This is a genomic window from Mycobacterium sp. NGS54, assembly GCF_059812465.1.
Genome location: NZ_JCALCS010000008.1, coordinates 135,806 through 152,055 on the forward strand (window position 1 = coordinate 135,806; position 16,250 = coordinate 152,055).

Consider the following 16,250-nt stretch of genomic DNA (forward strand, 5'->3'; position numbering starts at 1 on the left):
CGGCCGCGGGTTTCGTCGACGCCGCTGGCTATGGCGTCCCGTTGTTGCCGGGTGCGCCGAGCAGGATCAGCGAGCCGGTGCCGCCGGTACCGGGTGTGCCCGGTGGAGTACCAGCCGCGGCGTTGCCGCCGTTACCACCGTTGCCGACAAATAGGCCGCCATTGCCGCCGTTGCCGCCGCTACCGCCCGGGGCGAGGACGCCGGCCCCGCCGCCGCCTCCGGCGCCGCCGTTGCCGATGATGAGCCCACCTTTGCCGCCTTGACCGCCGTGACCGCCCGCGGCGAGGCCGAGCCCGCCTGTGCCGCCGTCGCCGCCGTCGCCGAACAGCAGGCCGGCATTGCCGCCGGCCCCGCCCGCGCCGCCGTTCACGCCGTTGCCGGTGCCGCCGGCCCCACCCGCGCCGCCGGCGCCGTACAACAGGCCCCCGGCCCCGCCGGCCCCGCCGGCCCCGCCACTGCTGGCGGCGGACGCGCCGCCGCCGCCGGCCCCCCCGGTGCCGAACAGCCCGCCGGCCCCGCCGGCCCCGCCGGCCCCGCCGTTGGTGGTGCCGAAACCGCCGAGCCCGCCGACGCCGCCGTTGCCCCACAGCGCCCCGCCGGCCCCGCCGATCCCGCCGGCCCCGCCGATCCCGGTGGTGGCGGCCCCGCCGGTGCCGCCGGCCCCGCCATTGCCCCACAGCAGCCCGCCAGCCCCACCGGCCCCGCCGAGCCCGCCGGTGGTGCTGCCGACCCCACCGGTCCCGCCGGCCCCGCCGACTCCGAACAGTCCGGCGGCTCCGCCGTTGCCGCCGTTTTCGCCGTTCCCACCGCTGCCGCCGGCCCCACCATTGCCGAGCAGCCAGCCACCGTTCCCACCGTTTTGCCCGGTCCCAGGGGCCCCGTTGGCGCCGTTGCCGATCAGCGGGCGCCCAGTCAGTGCCAGGCTGGGCGCGTTGATCAAACCGAGAAGATCCTGCTGGATCGTCTGCGCGGGATTGGCCGTAAAAGCTGCAACATTGGCAGCCTCCGCGCCGACATAGGATCCCGCACCGGCGGTCAACGCCTGCACAAACTGGTCATGAAACGCCGCCGCCTGCGCACCGAGCGCCTGAAAACTTTCACCGTGGGCGGAGAACAGCGAGGCAATGGCCGCCGACACCTCGTCCTCGGCCGCGGCCAGCACCCCCGTCGTCGGGGCCGCCGCCGCTGACTTGGCCGCGGTAAGCGTCGAGCCGATGCTGGACAGATCTGTTGCCGCCGAAGTCAGGAACTCTGGGGCCGCCGTCAAGAAATAAGACATCGCTGTCCTCCTGCCGCGTAATCGCCCCCGGCTGGTAAGCAGTATTGCGCGACAACGACGTCACCACCAGTAGTCGCGCGTTAGACACTCATCGGTGCTCCACTCGATATCGCCGAGGCCGGGGCATCCGTGAGCAAGCCCCGCTGGTCACCGGGTTAGCTGGACGCGTGTCGCACTACACCTGAACTGAGCCGGGTGGGAGGATTTCCCGCATGGGCCCTTTTCTGCTTCGCGCCACATTGAGCGGACTCGCCATGTGGATCGTCACCCTTTTCGTGCACGGCATGAGGTTCGTCGGCGGCAGCACCACGTTGCAGACGATCGGCATCATCTTCGTCGTCGCCGTGATCTTCGGTCTGGTCAACGCGTTCATCAAGCCCGTCGTTCAGATCCTGTCGATCCCGCTGTACATCGTGACCCTCGGCCTCTTCCATATCGTCATCAACGCGTTGATGTTGTGGATCACCTCGTGGATCACGGTGCACACCACCCACTGGGGACTGGAGATCGATCACTTCTGGTGGACGGCGATCTGGGCCGCGATCATGCTGTCCATCGTGAGCTGGGTGCTGTCGCTGGTCATTCGGGACGTCACGCGCGCCTGAGGCTCAGCGCGCCCGCCAGCGCGGCGGTCGCTTCTCGGCGAACGCGCGCGGCCCCTCCCTGGCGTCCTCGGTCTCGAAAACGCGGTCGCTGTGCCGGGTTTCGTTGTCGTAGGCAGCCTTGAGGTCGAGGGCCAACCCTTCGACGGCGGACTGCTTCGTCGCGAAGACCGCCAAGGGGGCGTTGGCAACGATGCGCTCGGCGAAGTCGTAAGCGGTGTCCATCAGCCGATCCGCCGGGACCACCCGGTTGATCAGTCCCATGGCCAGGGCCCGTTCCGCGTCCACCATGTCGGCCGTCAGCAGCAGCTCCATCGCCAACGGGTAGGGCATCTGACGCGGCAGCCGCACGGTGCTCCCGCCGCCGGCGAAGAGGCCGCGCTTGGGCTCCATCACCGCGAAGCGCGCCTCGGGGACGGCGACCCGGATGTCGGTGGAGGTCAGCATCTCGAAGCCGCCCGCGACGCACGTCCCGTTCACCGCGGCGACGATCGGCTTGTACACCGGGAACCGGTGCAGCACCGCGTGGATGGCGTCGTCCTTGTTCCACCCCGCGGGCCTGGGCAGGTCGCCGGTGAGCTCGGGGATGAACTTCTTGAGGTCGGCGCCCGTGCAGAAGTCCCGGCCGACGCCGGTGATCACGGCAACCCAGGCCCGTTCGTCGTCGCGGAACGCCGCCCAGGTGTGGGCCAAGTCGCGAAAGTGGGCCATGTCCAACGAGTTTCGGGTCTCCGGACGGTTGATCGTGATAGTGGCGACGTGATCGTCCAGCCGGTAGTCGATGCTCACCGAGCAACTCCGTCGGCCAGACGCACCACGTCGCGCGCGCACCCCCACGACAGGGTCACGCCGTTGCCGCCGTGGCCGTAGTTGTGGACGCACCGGGCCCGCCCGAGCGGCTCGGCTTCCACCCGCACCGACGGCCGGTCGGGACGGAGCGCGGTGATCGTCTCGAGCACCTCGGCCTCGCCGAGTCGTGGCTCGATCCGGCGGCACCGTTGCAGGATGCGGTCGGTCACCTCGGGATCCGGGGTGGTGTCCCAGCGGTCGGGGATGCTGATGCCGCCGCACACCACGCGCTGCGGGTGCGGGAAGAAACAGGTCCATTCCGGATCCTCGTTCAGCTCGATAAACAGTTGCCGCAGACCGGGATTGGTCAGGACGACGTGCTGGCCGAACAGCGGCCGCACACTGTTATCGCCTACCAACGCCCCCGCGCCGAGCCCGGCGCAGTTGACGACGATCGGTGCCGCGTCGGCGACCTCGGCCAAGGACGCGACCGGGCGCGTCTCGATTTCGCAGCCGGCCGCGGCCAGCCGCCGGGTCAGGTAGTCGAGATAGTGCGGCATGTCGATCATCGGCATGGTGGCGCGGAACCCGGCGCCGAAGCCCTCCGGGACGTCGCCCGGGTCCGCCGGGCGCAGGTCTGGGATGAGCTCGGCCACCGGCGAGGCCGCCTGTGCTTCGACGAATTCCCCGACCGCCAGCGCCGGTGCCATGCGAACGCCGGTGCCGGGCTCGTCGGCCAGCTTGGTGAACATTTCCAGGGAGTGCTCGCTCCAACGCAGGGTCGCCGCGGCGCGTTCGGCGGGTCGCGGGGGAGCCCATACCGCGCCCGCCACCGCCGAGGTCGTCTGTTGCGGCAGCTCGGCCGCCCACACCCGCACCGGCCAACCCGCTTCGGCCAGGCACACGGCCGACGTCAAACCGCTGACGCCGGCGCCGACGACGACGATGTGCTGCTGGTCACCCGCGTCACTTGCCAATGGCAGCAAGCTCCCGTCAGGAATGGGGGGGTTGCTGGCCGTTCTGGCCGCCGAGCAGCCCGTTGAGAATGCCGAGGGTGCCTTGCACACCCGCGGGCGGCGCACTGGGCGGCACGGCGGCGTCCGGGGTCAGCTGCCACGGCTGGCAGCCCGTTGTCTTGAAGGACTTGTCGGTCGGATCGATCTGCACGACCTGTGGCTTCTTGCTCAGGGCGTTGTCGATGAGGTTGCCGTCGGGGTTGCCCGACCGCTTCCAGTAGCAGGTGCCGTCGCCGACGGGACCCGCCGAGCTGTAGATGCCCGGCGCGATGTCGGTGCCGACCGCGTACGTGCCGTCGTGGTCGATCGCCGTCTTCGGTGCCGATGCAGGTGAGGCGCCCGGTGACGGTGACGGCCCGGGTGAGGGCGGCGGCGTCGGCTCCGGATCGGCGCCGGCGACTCCCGCGGACACGGCCCAGCACGCGAGGAGCAGCCCCACCACGGATGCTTTCACCTTGGACCCCATGAACCAGCAGCTTACCGGCGTGAGCGACTCATTTCACATCGATGTTGACCGAGCGCGCAGAGGAAGGCTCCTCGCGCGGCCCGTTGCTGGCCACTGTGGCATCAGCGATGTCGTAGCGAGCCCACCCGGCGTTGGCTCCCAGCCCGCCTGTTCCAATTCCGGCCGCCTTCAAGACGGTAATGGGCGTGACCGGGCCGGGGGCAAGCCACCCCGCAGCCGGCGTGGATGGCGCCAGCACCGGTTGGCCGATGTCGTTGGGGACTGGAGGGTCGTCGCTCGGGCACGGTATTTGATCCGGAATCTGGGTGGTGGGGTGGTGGGCGTCGTTGGCTCGCGACCCGTCCGAAGCCCAACAGCCGGGACAAAGGCCCCAATAGATGATCTCGGCCCCGTCGACGTGGAAGCCGTTGGGGTCCGGAACGGATAAGCAGGGCGCCGCACCGGTCACGCAGTCGACGTCTTCGATCGCCCCGCAGGTCCTGCAGACCGTGTGATGGTGGTTGTCGCCCACTCGGGTTTCGTAGCGGGCGACCGAGCCCGGCGGCTGAACCCGTCGCAACAGACCCACGTCGGTCAGCGCGTGCAGGATGTCGTACACGGCCTGCCGCGACACATCGGGGAGGCTGGCGCGCACTGCCCCGATGATGGTTTCCGTGTCGGCGTGCGGATTCAGTTGCACGGAATGGAGCACCGCGATCCGCGGGCGGGTCACGCGGAGGTCGGCGTTGCGCAGGCGTTCGGTGTAACTCGCCAACTGGGGCACCTGCACGAAATGCAAACCATTTCTGGAACTGATGTTTTTCGTGGAATCGACCAAGCCTCTGACCCCTTCCGTCGGGCCGGGAAACCCTCCGATGGTACGACGCCCGTGACGACCGCATGGGAACGATGTTTTCACGGCGGAGCCAAGGCTAGGGGGCTTGCGCCTCAGATTGTGCGTTTTCGCACAAATCGTTCCGGGTTTTTAACATAGGTGCCGACCGTCGGCGACGCGTGTGTTCCCCTGAGCGCAAAGGCATTCCAGTAGACCGTAATTTGCGTCTGGAACGTACCGCCGGTCATTTGTCTTCGGATTTGCGGGGCGGCTATGCCGCGTCGGCGGGAGCGGCCACTGTCGGCACACCCAGCACCGGTTGTGCACCCGGGGTCTGACATGTTCGGCACGACGAACGCCTCGGCGCGCGCCGAAATGCGTAGCGAGACTTGCCGTGAGAACGGATTTACGTCAGCCGGCGCACCTTGCCCGCGTAGCCCAGCGCGTGCTCGTACGTGTCGAGGTTGTCGCGAGAAATCCTCGCGTGCACGGGGCGCTCCAGGAAGAAGCGCAGCACCGGGTTGTAGGCATGGTAGGTCTCGTGGAACGTCAGCACGGTGGTGCCGTCGGGCTGCTCCTCGAGTTCGTGATAGCCCTCCGCGCGGGACCACAGCGGCGCGCCGACCGCTACGTACCGCGACAACTTATTGATCTCGGCCTCGGTCACGCTCTCCCAGGACCGCCCCTTGCCGCCGGAGAGCAGGTACTTGGGTACCGGGAAGATGCAGGTGCGCACCAGGCCCTCGCCGGCCTCATTGCCTTCGTTGAGGATTTCCATGCTGCCGGTGGGCCACGTGAGCACCCGCGGCCGGGGCGCGTTCGGCGGCACCGGTGGGTGCAGCACCCGCCATACCTTCCGCGGCGGCGCGTCGACGTGGAATCGCACGGTGTAGGACTGCATCAGTTCTCTCCAACCAGGCTATCCCCAGGAATCCCAATAAGTGATCGTCTCCGCGGGCGGCCGCGCGGCCGGCCGAAAGTCGGTGCCGATGGTGTAGGCGACCGGGAACAGCGCGGCCTGGGTGGCGGTCGGCGGAATGCCGAGCAACTCGGCCACCTCCTTCTCCTTGGCCAGATGCATTGTGGTCCACACCGATCCCAGCCCACGCGACCGCAGGGCCAGCAGGAAGCTCCAGCCCGCCGGGATGATCGACGCCCAGGCCGACGCGGCGGTCAGCAGATTCGAGTTGTCGATGCGGTTGTCCAGACAAGGGATCACGTGGACGGGCACCCGGGCCAGCGTGTCAGTCAGGGCCAGCGCGCCGGCGTACACGCGCTGGGTCTGCGGATCGGACGCCTCCTTGGCCGCGTACGCGAGGTACTCGGCGCCGACGCTGCGGTAAATGTCGCCGATCGCGGCGCGCTTGTCGGGATCGGTGATCACCAGCCATCGCCAGTCCTGCGCGTTGCTCGCGGTCGGCGCCTGCATCGCGAGCCGGATGCACTCGAGGATCACATCGCGACCGACCGGCCTGCTCAGGTCAAGGCGTCTGCGCACCGCCCGGGTGGTGGTCAGCAAGTCGTCGACCGAAGCGAGGTCCATTAGGTCCTTCCCGACGGGGTTAGAGGTCGATCGCACAGGACTGGTCGACACCCAGGACGGTCAGCGAACGCCCCAGGCCCAGGAACACCGCGACACACAGCGTGAGATCGAGGATCTCCTCGTCGGAGAACGACTGCCGCAGCCGGTCGAAGAACGCGTCGCCCATCGACGCGTGATCGGTGGCGAAGCGGTCCGCATACTCGATGGCCAGGCGCTGGCGCGTGGTGTAGCCGGGGTAGCTGACGTACGCGGCGACATTGTCGTACAGCTCGGGGGCTACCCCCGCGTCCAGCACCGACTGCGCCCGGAAGTCCGAGCAGGCGACGCAGTCGTTGATCTGAGCGATTCGCATCCGGGCCAGCTCACGCTCCTCGGCCGGCAGGATGCTCTGCTGGTATGCGCCCCGAATCATCCGCTCGACCATGGAGCCGAGCGGCGGCCGTAGCGACCAGATCATGGCGGCATCGCCACCGGGGCCATCCGGGACATTGACTCGGGCCATCCGTGAACTCCTGCCCGGGAAAGATCGTTACCTAGTCGAGCAAACCAGATTCTCAACTCGGCTGTCTAGGTCGGCGCTCGCATGCAACTGTGCATATGTATACCCGGCGCGGACCCGAAAATTTGGTTGGCTACCGTCCGTGGATTGAGGGCGCTCATCGGGCGAGCGTCCCGAATGTGGAGGTTTGTGCGTGCTGTTCATGCACGAAGTGCACAAGGTGCGGGGCCGCAGCGAGGATGACTTCGAGGCAGCGTTTCGACAGGGCTGGATGCCCATACTCGCCGGCGGGAGCGACGCGCGGTTGCTCTGGTACGCGAACCAGGCCCATGGCAGTGGACCCGCCTACACGGTGGTCACCGTGACCGCCGTCCGCGACGGCGCGGCCTGGGAGCGCCTGACCACGCGGGTCCAGAAGGGCGATCTGCAGGAGTGGATGCGCCACCTCGACGAGCTCCGCCACGAGGTCGACGCCAAGCTGCTGGTCCCGCTGCCGTGGTCGCCGCTGCAGGAGGTGGCCCTCGACGAGGTGCCGGTCGACGGGCGAGAGCACGAGATGAGCCTCTACATGGAGGACACCATGTGGCCGTACGAGGACAAGTTCGAGGAGTACATCGTCAGATGCGGCGAGGTCTACGCCAAGAGCCTCGACCAACCGTCATCCATGCTGAGCATGCACGCGGCCTTCCAGCCCGCGCTCGGCAGCCATGTGCGCCGTGAGGTGATCCTCATGCAACGCATCAGTCGGCCGGAGGCGTTGCTCGATCTACTCCGCACCCACATTCCCGCCGAGTACCGCGCCCCCGGGACATGGATGTACGACGCCCTGGACCTGCGCGACCAGTGGACCAGCCGGCTGCTGCGCACCTCCGAGTGGTCGCCGCTTTATTAGGACCGCGGATGAACACCGGGACGATCCACGAGGCCGCGGCGACCGGCGATCCCACCCGCGCCGCCCTGATCATCGACGGGCGCACCATCAGCTACGGCGAACTCGCGGCGACGGTGCGACGGTGCGTTACGGCCCTGGCCGCCCGGGGCGTGGCGCCCGGGCAGCGGGTCGCGGTGGTCGACAACGGCAGCCTGCTGTCGATTGCGACCTTGCTCGGGGCGGCGCGAATCGGCGCCGCCGCCGCGCTGATGAATCCCGCGCTGACTCCGCCGGAGCTGCAGGGACTCCTCAAGAATGCCGGCTGTGCGGACGTGGCGGTCGCGGGGGAGCAGTACGTCGGGCGGGTGCGCGACGCGGGTGCATCGACGGTCTTGACGCTCGCCGATCTCACCGATGACGGGCCCGAGCCCGCGCCGCCCGTCGACGACGGGGAAGCCCTGGTCCTGTTCACCAGCGGCACGACCGGACTCCCCAAGGCCGTCGGCATCTCCACCCGGCAGCTCACCGCGCGGATCACCGGGATGGCCGCGCCGTTCCGGGTGGACGCCGCGCCCGCGGTGGGCATGATGTGTGTCCCGTTCTTTCACGTCGGCGGCTCCCTTGGCACCCTCGGCAGTTTGTACTCGGGAAACACCTCGGTGGTGCAGCCGCGCTTCGATGCCGGCGAGTGGCTGCGGCTGGTGGCGGAGCATCGGGTGACGGCCACCTTCATGGTGCCGACGATGCTGCAGCGCATCCTCGATCACCCGGACTTTGCGACCAGCGACCTGACGTCCCTGGTGGCCATCGCGTACGGGGCCGCCGCCGCGCCAATTGCGTTGGTGCGCAGGGCAATGGCCGCGCTTCCGCACGTCGCGTTCGCCAACGTGTTCGGCCAGACGGAGACGCTCGGGGCGTACACGACGCTGCTGCCTCAGGATCATCGCGATCCGGCCCGTGCCGGTTCGGTCGGCCGGCCGCTGCCCGGGGTGGACGTGCGGGTCGTGGACCCGGCCAGCGGCGAGGACGTCGCGCCCGGAACCGTCGGGGAGCTGTGGGTGAACACCACCCAGAACGTCACCGAAGGCTGGCTGCGCACCGGTGATCTCGCCCGCCGGGATCCGGACGGCTACATCTTCCCGTGCGGCCGGCTGAGTGACACGATCAACCGTGGGGGAGAAAAATTCGGACCGGTCGAAGTCGAGGAGGCATTGCGTTCGCATCCGGCGGTCAGCGACGTCGCGGTCGCCGGCGTGGCCGACGACGAGCTCGGCCAGCGGGTCGGGGCCGCCGTAGTGGCCTGCGCCCCAGTGACACTCGAGCAGTTGCGATCGCACTGCCGCGACTTGATCGCGTACTTCAAGCTGCCCGAGCGCCTGGCGGTCGTCGATCAGATTCCGTACAACGCGACCGGCAAGGTCAGCCGCCGCCAGATCGCCGCGCTCATCGCGGATAGCGCCTGAAGTCAGGGAGTGCCAATGCTGTTTCTCCACGAGACCCACAAGGTGGTGGGCGCGCGGGAGGAGGAATTCGAGGCCGCCTACCGCGAAGGCTGGATGCCCACCCTGGCCAACGAAGACAACGCCCGGCTGCTCTGGTACACCAACCACGCCCACGGGTCCGGGGTGTCCTACAACGTCGTCACCATCACCGCGATCAGCGACGGCGCTGCGTGGGAAAGCCTGGTCCACCGCGCCCAGACCGGGGACCTTCGCCCATGGATGCGCGAGCTGGACAACCTGCGCCACGACGTGACGGGCAAGCTGCTGCTGCCCGTCTATTGGTCACCGCTGCAGACGGTCGACCTGGCGAGCGTGCCCACCAGCGGCGAGACCCACCCGCCGACCATGTTCATGGAGGACACCGGCTGGCCCCACGCGCCGCTGGACGACTACATCCGGTCCTGGGACGAGATCTACTACCGGCCGCTGTCCAAGGCGCCGGCCGGTATGCGGATCCTCGACATCCAGGCGTGCTTCCAGGTGGCCCATGGCAGCTATCGGCGGCGAGAAGCCATGCTGTGGCAGAAGATTGACGACGCCAACAACTACGCGGCCCTGGTTCACCTGCTCACCAAGGAGGTCCCGGCCGAGCACCGGAGGCCCGGCAGCTACATGGTGGAGGCCCTGAAGTTCCGCGATCAGTGGGAAAGCCGCCTGCTGCGCACGTCCGAGTGGTCACCCCTGTACTGAGCTCGGCACGCGCGTGCGGTTCAGGATCCTGGCCGCCTCGCCGACCATGTCGGCGACGACGTCGGCGGCGGGCTGGACTTGTCGAATGCGCCCGACCGCCTCGCCGATGATTATGGCCGCGGTGTCGAAATCCTCTTCAGCCGTTGCCGTTTCGAATGCCTCCACCGCATCGGCGACCGAACCCGACAATTGGTCATCGTTGCCGTGCCAGGTGTCGAGGAAGGAGTTGCCCAGCGCCCGCACGGTGTATTCGGCGGGCCAATCCAACCGCCGCACAACGTCATAGACCCGGGTCCGCACGGTTTGGTCCCCGCTTGCGTCGATGGCGCGCTGCTGGGCCCGCGGCGATATCAGCGCCTCCGGGGTCGCCCAGAACCTGGTGCCCACCAGCGCGCCGTCCGCGCCGAGCGCCAGCGCGGCGGCCAGCCCCCGGCCGTCGGCGACACCGCCCGCGGCCACCACGAGCGTTCCGGGCGAACGCTCGGCTACCAGGTCGACGACGTCGGGCACCAGCGTGAAGGTGGAGCGGACGGTCATTCCGTGCCCGCCCGCCTCGCCGCCCTGGGCCACGACAATCTCGGCGCCACCGTCGAGCGCCCGGCGCGCGTGGTCGAGGGTCTGCACCTGGGCGGTGAGCGGGACACCGGCCGCGTGGATGCGGTCGGCGAACGGCCGTAATTCACCGAACGACAACATGATCGTGGCCGGTCGCCGCGCCAGGACCTCGTCGAGCAGCTCGGGGGTGCGGGCCAGGCTCCACGTGATGAACCCGGTTCCGACCCGAGCCCCGCCGGCCTGGTCGAGTTCGCGCCGCAGCCACGCCGCGTCGCCGTAGCCGCCGCCGATGAGGCCCAGGCCGCCGACCGATGTCACCGCCGCCGCGAGCCGACCGCCTGCGACTCCCGCCATCGGCGCGAGCAGGATCGGGTGTCGGATCCCGAAGTATTCGGTTAGGCGGGTGCTGAGGTTCATTTCAGTTCTCCGGTGAGGAACTGGGCTCGGCCATGTCCGAAAGACCAGTCCTCGTCGCCGTTTTCGGTGATCGAGACGATCAGATCGGCCGGGTCGATCCCGCACCGCTCGTACAGAATCGTCGCCAGCAGTTCATAGAACTTCTCCTTCATCGCCCGCGTACGCCGCCGGCTCACCACGTGCACGATCACCTGCCGGTCCGAACGCGTGATCCCGAGGCCGGTGTCCCACGTGACGATCTCGTGGGCGGGGTGGGTGCGTACCACCTGGTAGCGGTCGCGCGGCGGCACCCCGAACGCTTCGACAACGGCCTCGTGGACGGCGTCCAGCAGCGCCCGCGCCTCCGACGGCGTGCGGCCCTCGATGAGGTCGATGTACAGCAACGGCATTTTGTCTCCTTGGGTTTGTCTCCTGCGTACGACGCTAGGTCCACCGACGTCCGCAGTGAAATGCCTGCTGTAATCGATCTATGCTTGTCAGACATGGGCGGTCTGGATAGCGGCCGGGTCGAGCTGCGCCACCTCAGGGCGTTCGAGGCGGTGGCGCGACTGAAGTCGTTCACGCAGGCCGCCGAGGAGCTCAGCATCACCCAGCCGGCCCTGAGCCGCACCATTCAACAGCTGGAAGACGCGCTGGGCGTGGCGCTGCTGGACCGCAGTTCGCGGCACGTCGAGACGACGCAGGCCGGCCGGACATTCCTCGACCACGTCGAACGGGTCCTCGCCGAGCTGGGACGTGGCCTCGCAGCCGTTCGCCGGCAGGCAAGCATCCGCCTCGGGTTCAGCTGGTTGCTGCCCGACCCGTGGGCGCAGGACACCGTCGCCCGCTTCGAACTCGCCACCGGGACGACGGTCAGGCTCATCCGCACCGACGATGCGCTCAACGCGGTGCAGCAGGGGAAGGTTGACGTCGCCGTCGTGCGCGGGCAGGTGACCGCGACGGCCGTGCGGGTCGTGCACCTGTTCGACGAATCCCGGGTGGCGGTGTGTGCTGTGCACTCGGCGCTAGCGCGGCGATCGGAGCTGGATTGGGCCGAGGTGCCGCGCTGGCCGCTGGTCGTCAACACGGCCAGCGGCACCACCGGCCCGTGGTCGTGGCCCGCGGGCGCCGGACCGGAAACGATCGTGGAGACAGCGAATTTCGACGAATGGATCGAGTCCGTCGCCGCCGACCGCGGCATCGGCGTGATCCCCGACGTCGCCGTCAGGCGCAACATCCACCCCGGCGTGCGGTTCATTCCGCTGCACGGAGCACCCCAGAGCCCCGTCGCGCTGGTGTTTCTGCCGCGCGGCCGCAACGCCGTGCTGCGCCGCTTCGTCGAGGCGGCCGTCGAGAGCGCGCAAGGGTCATGAGGGGCCTTCTTCGCGAAACTTGAACGGGCGCTGCGCATCTCGGCGTATCGTCACCGCCATTGCAGTGTCGCGGCGCCACCACGCAACAATCACCGCCGCAGGCTGACCGATTCCAGGAACGGCTCCGCCACTGCGAGAAAGCCGGCGGGATCCGACGAGAACACCACGTGACCGGTATCGAGGATCTCCAGCCGGGAGCCGGCGATGGCGTCGTGCGTCGCGCGGCCGGCCCGCAGCGGTATCGCGATGTCCTTCTTGCCCCACACGATGAGGGTGGGCACGGACAGCTCGCCGGCGCGGTCGCGCAGGTCGTGCTCGGGCGTGGCGAAGCTTCGCCACAGCGCCGCTCCGGTACGGATGCCCTCGGGAGTTTTCGCCACCGCGGTCGCACGCTCGACGATCCGCCGGTCGTTGTCGGTCCTGGCCTTCATGTAACCGCGGACAAAGAGGGGAGCGGCCCGGCGGAACACCGCCGGCGTGCCGAGCATTCGGCAAAATCCCCGGACCGCGGGGGTCAACGGCACGAACCCGCCCGTGTTGACCAGCACCAGACCCGCGACGCAGCCGGGGCGGCTGATCGCCAGCCGCGCGGCGGCAAACCCGCCGACCGAATTCCCGATCACCACCACCCCGGACAGGTCCAGGGCGTCGACGACGTCTTCGAGCACGTCCGCGAAGAGCGGTGCGCTGGCCTCCATGGGGGAGCTGACCGGATCGGATTCGCCATGCCCGGGCCAGTCCACCGCGATGGTGCGGTAGTTCCGGGCGAGCGCGTCGACGATCGGATCGAAGTCGTGTCGGTCGTGCAGCGAGGCATGCAGCAGCAAAAGGGTTGGGCCACTTCCTAATTCGTAGTAGGCAACGCACCCCGCCCGGGTTTGGATGGTCGGCATGGGAGTCCCTCTCATAGGCGTTGACCGACTGGTCGGTCATCCCGTACGCTACAACGAGAGGAACGCCTTGACAAGGAGGGAATCCAGTTGGAACAAGCCCCGCCTCCCGAAGCACCGTTCGCGGAGAAGATGACCTACTACCGAACGCAGCACACCTCGAAGGGGGTACGGGCGGTGCACCGCGTCGGCATCCCGATCATCGCGGCCGGACTGCCGCTGTTGTTCGCCAGGCCGAAGGTCGGTGCCACCATGTTCGTCGGCGGCTGGGCCATGAACATCCTCGGTCACAAAGTGTTCGAGAAGAACCTCCCGTCGACCCACAAAGGGTGGCTCACTTACCAGCTCACCGGGGTAATCGACGTGTGCGAACAGTACGGCGAGATGCTGGCCCGGCGAAGCCAGCGCAGGGCGGCCGCGCGGTGAGGCCGCCCGAGCCGGGACGCAATGCGCTGCTGGACGCGGGACAGCGGCTGCTGGGATCGGCCGACCTGGCGCGGATTTCGGTCAACGCGATCGTCGCCGAGGCCGGCATGGCGAAAGGCAGCTTCTACCAGCATTGGCCAAGCCGCTCGGAATACGTGCGGGCCTTGCACGCCCGGTTCCATGACGACCTGCAGGACTCAATCGCCGCCGCCGGCGGCGACCTGCCGCCCGGCCGCGAGCGGCTGGAGGCGGGGATGAACGCCTACCTCGACGGCTGCCTGGCCGAGCCGGCCACCAAGGCGCTGCTCGTCCAGTCGCGCACCGAGGCCGGGCTGAGCGACCTGGTCGCCGCGCGCAACGAAAGCGCGGCCGCGCTCATTGCGCCCGATCTGGTCGCGCTGGGGTGGGCGCCGCCGGAACCGGTCGCGGCGCTGCTCGTCGCGGCGGTCGCGGAGATCGCCCTGATCGAGCTCGCCGCCGGCAAGCGGGACAAGCAGCTGCGCCGCGGGTTGCTTCGGCTCGCCACCCGGACACCGGCGGACTAAGAGGGTTTGCAGGCGGGTTCCAGGGGCAGCACCGCGCCGCCGGACTGCAGGGACACCAGGTACAGGTAGGTCGCGAGCGAATGTTCGCAGGACACCGAGTATTTGACCAGAACCTTCGGCGGAAGCGGCAGCAGCCGGACCGGGTTGAACCAGTACGGGTTCAGCACGTGTTCATAGTCCACCGGGGGAGGCAACACCGTGACGATGTCCAGGCGGTTCGCGATGCGGGACGAGTCCTTCACCACCTGGCCGAAGGTGGCGGCGAACAGCGAATCCCCGGTACGCGGGCTGCCGTAGGTATAGACGGCCGGCGTGGTGAACGCCGTGTTCGCCGCCACGTCGAGGGCCAGCAGCGTCGCCAGGGCCCCGCCCAGGCTGTGGCCGCAGATTGTCAGTGCGCCAACGGCTTTCGGGAACGCAAGCGTTGCGAGCGCGTCGACCACCTTGGGCGAATCCGGCGTGGGTCCCGTCCGCAGGGATCCGTACATGTCGGTGAAGCCGTCCTCGGTGTTGCCTGCGCCGACCAGGAACGGGCATGGCACCAGGCCGAACTCGGCGTCGTGAATCCATTCCAGCCACCCTTCGGTGCCGCGGATCGCGATCGCCACGTCGCCGGTGTTGGTCTCCTGGCAGATCAGCCCGATGGAGACCTCGTCGTCGACCCGGGCCGGGTTCATGTCGGTCGCCAGGTCGTTGGCGTAGACCGTCGTGACGATGGTGTAGTCGACGCCGCCGGCGCTCAGCGCGTGACCGGCCCGGTTCGTCAAATCGCCGGGCGGTGTCGCGTAGGTGGCGTTGAGGAGCTGGCCGAATTGTATTGCCCGCGTTGCATCTAAGGTCGGTTGTGCCGGCACGGCGCCCCCGCTCGGATCATCAGGCTTCGAAGGTTCCGGTGAACTGCGCCTGTCCGTGTCCGGTGGTGGCCTGCGTTATCGCCTGTGCCGCTTGCACGCCGGCCAATCCCGGGGGGAGCTGGTAGTTGGCGGGGAGCTGGTAGAGGGTGAACCGGTAGTGGTGCACCCCGGTACCCGCGGGCGGGCAGGGGCCACTGTAGCCGGCCTGGCCCGCCGAGTTCGGCAGGCTGCTGCCGCCGGCGGGGCTCTGGCCGTCGCCGGTGCTTCCCGGGCCGGGCGGGATCCCGACGACAATCCAGTGGACGTAGAGCCCGCGCGGCGCGTCGGGGTCGTCGACGACGAGCGCCCCGCCCAACGGCGCCGACCACGTCAAGGGCGGCGCGACGTTGGCTCCCTTGCAGGTGTATTGCGCGGGGATCGGCGCGCCGTCGGCGAACGCCGGACTGCTGAGCGTCACCGGTCCGGTGCCGGGCGCTTGGGGGACGGTCCGCGCCAGTGTCGTCACCTTCGGTGTCTGCGGGCCCGTCGTCCGGCTGCCACCCTGGCCGCCGCAGCCGGCCAGCGCGACGAGGAGCGCCAGCCCGGCGGCGACCGGCGCGGTGCGGTGAAGAGATTCCATACCCGACAGTGTCGCGCGCCGACGGTTGGTCGGGAAGGACCCGTTTCGGAACCTACCTGCCGGCCTTGACTTCGAGCACGCGCTTACGCAGGCCGTCGGTCGCGGTCTCCATCAGGCCCTTGGTCCCCCTTTTGACCAGAAACCCGGGGACCGGAACGGACAGGTCCACGGTCAGATCGAAACGCACCCGGGTGGAATCGCCGTCGGGCGTCAGGGTGTAGCGGCCCTCCTGGGCGCGCTGCTGTTTGGAGCTCTCCAGCGTCCAGCCCACGCCGTCGTCGTGCACCGAATAATCGAGCACCTGCTCGTCGCTGACGCCCACGATCTTCACCGTCTGCCGCGATTTGCTCGGATGGCCCTCCGCGTCGCGTTCCAGGATTTCGACCTTCTTGTGAAACGAGGACCACTCGGTCAAGGACTCGAGGTCGAACAGCACGTCCATGATTTCGTCGGGCGTCGCGTCGATGACGACTTCGCGGGAATCGGTGATAGCCATAACGGATTAGATAGCCAATGTCGCG

General features: G+C 68.8%; 20 protein-coding genes and 1 pseudogene. 7 read left to right on the top strand and 14 right to left on the bottom strand.

Annotated elements, in window-relative coordinates:
- Positions 1-28: 28 nt before the first annotated feature.
- A complete protein-coding gene (locus tag AC5Y5E_RS25245; RefSeq protein ID WP_499905934.1) occupies positions 29-1,279 on the bottom strand; it encodes a PE family protein in 1,251 nt (416 codons plus the stop codon).
- A gap of 212 nt (positions 1,280-1,491) precedes the next feature.
- Here AC5Y5E_RS25245 and AC5Y5E_RS25250 point away from each other — a divergent pair, with 212 nt between their 5' ends.
- Entirely contained in the window at positions 1,492-1,884 is a 393-nt protein-coding gene (locus AC5Y5E_RS25250) for a phage holin family protein (RefSeq protein ID WP_499905935.1), read from the top strand.
- Positions 1,885-1,887: 3 nt separating this feature from the next.
- Here AC5Y5E_RS25250 and AC5Y5E_RS25255 read toward each other — a convergent pair whose 3' ends face one another.
- The 7 genes and pseudogenes from AC5Y5E_RS25255 to AC5Y5E_RS25285 form a co-directional block, all read right to left on the bottom strand.
- On the bottom strand, positions 1,888-2,670 hold the full coding sequence (locus AC5Y5E_RS25255) for an enoyl-CoA hydratase/isomerase family protein (RefSeq protein WP_499905937.1): 783 nt from the start codon (positions 2,668-2,670) through the stop codon (positions 1,888-1,890).
- Complete coding sequence (locus AC5Y5E_RS25260) at positions 2,667-3,647, bottom strand: FAD-dependent oxidoreductase (RefSeq protein WP_499905939.1); 981 nt, start codon at positions 3,645-3,647, stop codon at positions 2,667-2,669. Before AC5Y5E_RS25260 ends, AC5Y5E_RS25255 begins: the two co-directional genes overlap by 4 nt.
- Before the next feature lie 16 nt (positions 3,648-3,663).
- A complete protein-coding gene (locus AC5Y5E_RS25265; RefSeq protein ID WP_499905941.1) occupies positions 3,664-4,152 on the bottom strand; it encodes an Rv1352/Rv1906c domain-containing protein in 489 nt (162 codons plus the stop codon).
- Positions 4,153-4,477: 325 nt separating this feature from the next.
- A pseudogene (locus tag AC5Y5E_RS25270) lies at positions 4,478-4,915 on the bottom strand (Fur family transcriptional regulator); the annotation flags it as partial.
- 457 nt (positions 4,916-5,372) lie between these two features.
- On the bottom strand, positions 5,373-5,867 hold the full coding sequence (locus AC5Y5E_RS25275) for an SRPBCC family protein (protein WP_499905942.1): 495 nt from the start codon (positions 5,865-5,867) through the stop codon (positions 5,373-5,375).
- 18 nt (positions 5,868-5,885) lie between these two features.
- Positions 5,886-6,509, bottom strand: coding sequence for a nitroreductase family protein (locus tag AC5Y5E_RS25280; RefSeq protein ID WP_499905943.1), 624 nt, complete (start codon positions 6,507-6,509; stop codon positions 5,886-5,888).
- Between the two features lie 19 nt (positions 6,510-6,528).
- Positions 6,529-7,011, bottom strand: a complete 483-nt coding sequence (locus tag AC5Y5E_RS25285) for a carboxymuconolactone decarboxylase family protein (RefSeq protein ID WP_499905945.1) — start codon at positions 7,009-7,011, stop codon at positions 6,529-6,531.
- 199 nt (positions 7,012-7,210) lie between these two features.
- Between AC5Y5E_RS25285 and AC5Y5E_RS25290 the strand changes: the two genes are divergently transcribed.
- Genes AC5Y5E_RS25290 through AC5Y5E_RS25300 form a run of 3 tightly spaced genes read left to right on the top strand, consistent with a single transcriptional unit; the run spans position 7,211 to position 10,071 of the window.
- Positions 7,211-7,900 (top strand): hypothetical protein, encoded by a 690-nt coding sequence (locus AC5Y5E_RS25290; protein ID WP_499906375.1) that lies wholly within the window; start codon positions 7,211-7,213, stop codon positions 7,898-7,900.
- Positions 7,901-7,908: 8 nt separating this feature from the next.
- The gene (locus AC5Y5E_RS25295; protein WP_499905947.1) at positions 7,909-9,342 is read left to right on the top strand and encodes a class I adenylate-forming enzyme family protein; all 1,434 of its coding nucleotides are present in this window, start codon (positions 7,909-7,911) and stop codon (positions 9,340-9,342) included.
- Positions 9,343-9,357: 15 nt separating this feature from the next.
- Positions 9,358-10,071 (top strand): hypothetical protein, encoded by a 714-nt coding sequence (locus AC5Y5E_RS25300; protein WP_499905949.1) that lies wholly within the window; start codon positions 9,358-9,360, stop codon positions 10,069-10,071.
- On the opposite strand, the gene AC5Y5E_RS25305 is transcribed toward AC5Y5E_RS25300, so the two are convergent.
- Together AC5Y5E_RS25305 and AC5Y5E_RS25310 are read right to left on the bottom strand one after the other, a co-directional pair.
- On the bottom strand, positions 10,057-11,043 hold the full coding sequence (locus AC5Y5E_RS25305; protein ID WP_499905950.1) for an NAD(P)H-dependent flavin oxidoreductase: 987 nt from the start codon (positions 11,041-11,043) through the stop codon (positions 10,057-10,059). The two genes, AC5Y5E_RS25300 and AC5Y5E_RS25305, sit on opposite strands and share 15 nt — an antisense overlap.
- Positions 11,040-11,432 (bottom strand): tautomerase family protein, encoded by a 393-nt coding sequence (locus AC5Y5E_RS25310; RefSeq protein ID WP_499905952.1) that lies wholly within the window; start codon positions 11,430-11,432, stop codon positions 11,040-11,042. Before AC5Y5E_RS25310 ends, AC5Y5E_RS25305 begins: the two co-directional genes overlap by 4 nt.
- 93 nt (positions 11,433-11,525) lie before the next feature.
- Between AC5Y5E_RS25310 and AC5Y5E_RS25315 the strand changes: the two genes are divergently transcribed.
- The gene (locus tag AC5Y5E_RS25315; RefSeq protein WP_499905953.1) at positions 11,526-12,395 is read left to right on the top strand and encodes a LysR family transcriptional regulator; all 870 of its coding nucleotides are present in this window, start codon (positions 11,526-11,528) and stop codon (positions 12,393-12,395) included.
- A gap of 89 nt (positions 12,396-12,484) precedes the next feature.
- Here the strand turns inward: AC5Y5E_RS25315 and AC5Y5E_RS25320 are convergent, their stop codons facing one another.
- The gene (locus tag AC5Y5E_RS25320; protein ID WP_499905954.1) at positions 12,485-13,288 is read right to left on the bottom strand and encodes an alpha/beta fold hydrolase; all 804 of its coding nucleotides are present in this window, start codon (positions 13,286-13,288) and stop codon (positions 12,485-12,487) included.
- Positions 13,289-13,375: 87 nt separating this feature from the next.
- Here AC5Y5E_RS25320 and AC5Y5E_RS25325 point away from each other — a divergent pair, with 87 nt between their 5' ends.
- Both AC5Y5E_RS25325 and AC5Y5E_RS25330 read left to right on the top strand, forming a co-directional pair.
- On the top strand, positions 13,376-13,711 hold the full coding sequence (locus tag AC5Y5E_RS25325) for a DUF962 domain-containing protein (protein ID WP_499905955.1): 336 nt from the start codon (positions 13,376-13,378) through the stop codon (positions 13,709-13,711).
- On the top strand, positions 13,708-14,256 hold the full coding sequence (locus tag AC5Y5E_RS25330) for a TetR/AcrR family transcriptional regulator (protein WP_499905957.1): 549 nt from the start codon (positions 13,708-13,710) through the stop codon (positions 14,254-14,256). The genes AC5Y5E_RS25325 and AC5Y5E_RS25330 overlap by 4 nt, the downstream gene beginning before the upstream one ends.
- Here AC5Y5E_RS25330 and AC5Y5E_RS25335 read toward each other — a convergent pair.
- The 3 genes from AC5Y5E_RS25335 to AC5Y5E_RS25345 are packed head-to-tail and all read right to left on the bottom strand — an operon-like array spanning position 14,253 to position 16,225.
- A complete protein-coding gene (locus AC5Y5E_RS25335; RefSeq protein WP_499905958.1) occupies positions 14,253-15,110 on the bottom strand; it encodes a lipase family protein in 858 nt (285 codons plus the stop codon). The two genes, AC5Y5E_RS25330 and AC5Y5E_RS25335, sit on opposite strands and share 4 nt — an antisense overlap.
- 19 nt (positions 15,111-15,129) lie before the next feature.
- Positions 15,130-15,729, bottom strand: coding sequence for a YbhB/YbcL family Raf kinase inhibitor-like protein (locus tag AC5Y5E_RS25340; RefSeq protein WP_499905959.1), 600 nt, complete (start codon positions 15,727-15,729; stop codon positions 15,130-15,132).
- A 52-nt stretch (positions 15,730-15,781) separates the two neighbouring features.
- Positions 15,782-16,225, bottom strand: a complete 444-nt coding sequence (locus AC5Y5E_RS25345) for an SRPBCC family protein (RefSeq protein WP_499905961.1) — start codon at positions 16,223-16,225, stop codon at positions 15,782-15,784.
- Positions 16,226-16,250 lie beyond the last annotated feature (25 nt).

Coding starts and splice junctions, on each gene's coding strand:
- AC5Y5E_RS25245 (WP_499905934.1), bottom strand. CDS start 1,279: ATGTCTTATTTCTTGACGGCGGCCCCAGAGTTCCTGACTTCGGCGGCA.
- AC5Y5E_RS25250 (WP_499905935.1), top strand. CDS start 1,492: ATGGGCCCTTTTCTGCTTCGCGCCACATTGAGCGGACTCGCCATGTGG.
- AC5Y5E_RS25265 (WP_499905941.1), bottom strand. CDS start 4,152: ATGGGGTCCAAGGTGAAAGCATCCGTGGTGGGGCTGCTCCTCGCGTGC.
- AC5Y5E_RS25275 (WP_499905942.1), bottom strand. CDS start 5,867: ATGCAGTCCTACACCGTGCGATTCCACGTCGACGCGCCGCCGCGGAAG.
- AC5Y5E_RS25280 (WP_499905943.1), bottom strand. CDS start 6,509: ATGGACCTCGCTTCGGTCGACGACTTGCTGACCACCACCCGGGCGGTG.
- AC5Y5E_RS25285 (WP_499905945.1), bottom strand. CDS start 7,011: ATGGCCCGAGTCAATGTCCCGGATGGCCCCGGTGGCGATGCCGCCATG.
- AC5Y5E_RS25290 (WP_499906375.1), top strand. CDS start 7,211: ATGCACGAAGTGCACAAGGTGCGGGGCCGCAGCGAGGATGACTTCGAG.
- AC5Y5E_RS25295 (WP_499905947.1), top strand. CDS start 7,909: ATGAACACCGGGACGATCCACGAGGCCGCGGCGACCGGCGATCCCACC.
- AC5Y5E_RS25300 (WP_499905949.1), top strand. CDS start 9,358: ATGCTGTTTCTCCACGAGACCCACAAGGTGGTGGGCGCGCGGGAGGAG.
- AC5Y5E_RS25305 (WP_499905950.1), bottom strand. CDS start 11,043: ATGAACCTCAGCACCCGCCTAACCGAATACTTCGGGATCCGACACCCG.
- AC5Y5E_RS25310 (WP_499905952.1), bottom strand. CDS start 11,432: ATGCCGTTGCTGTACATCGACCTCATCGAGGGCCGCACGCCGTCGGAG.
- AC5Y5E_RS25315 (WP_499905953.1), top strand. CDS start 11,526: ATGGGCGGTCTGGATAGCGGCCGGGTCGAGCTGCGCCACCTCAGGGCG.
- AC5Y5E_RS25320 (WP_499905954.1), bottom strand. CDS start 13,288: ATGCCGACCATCCAAACCCGGGCGGGGTGCGTTGCCTACTACGAATTA.
- AC5Y5E_RS25340 (WP_499905959.1), bottom strand. CDS start 15,729: ATGGAATCTCTTCACCGCACCGCGCCGGTCGCCGCCGGGCTGGCGCTC.
- AC5Y5E_RS25345 (WP_499905961.1), bottom strand. CDS start 16,225: ATGGCTATCACCGATTCCCGCGAAGTCGTCATCGACGCGACGCCCGAC.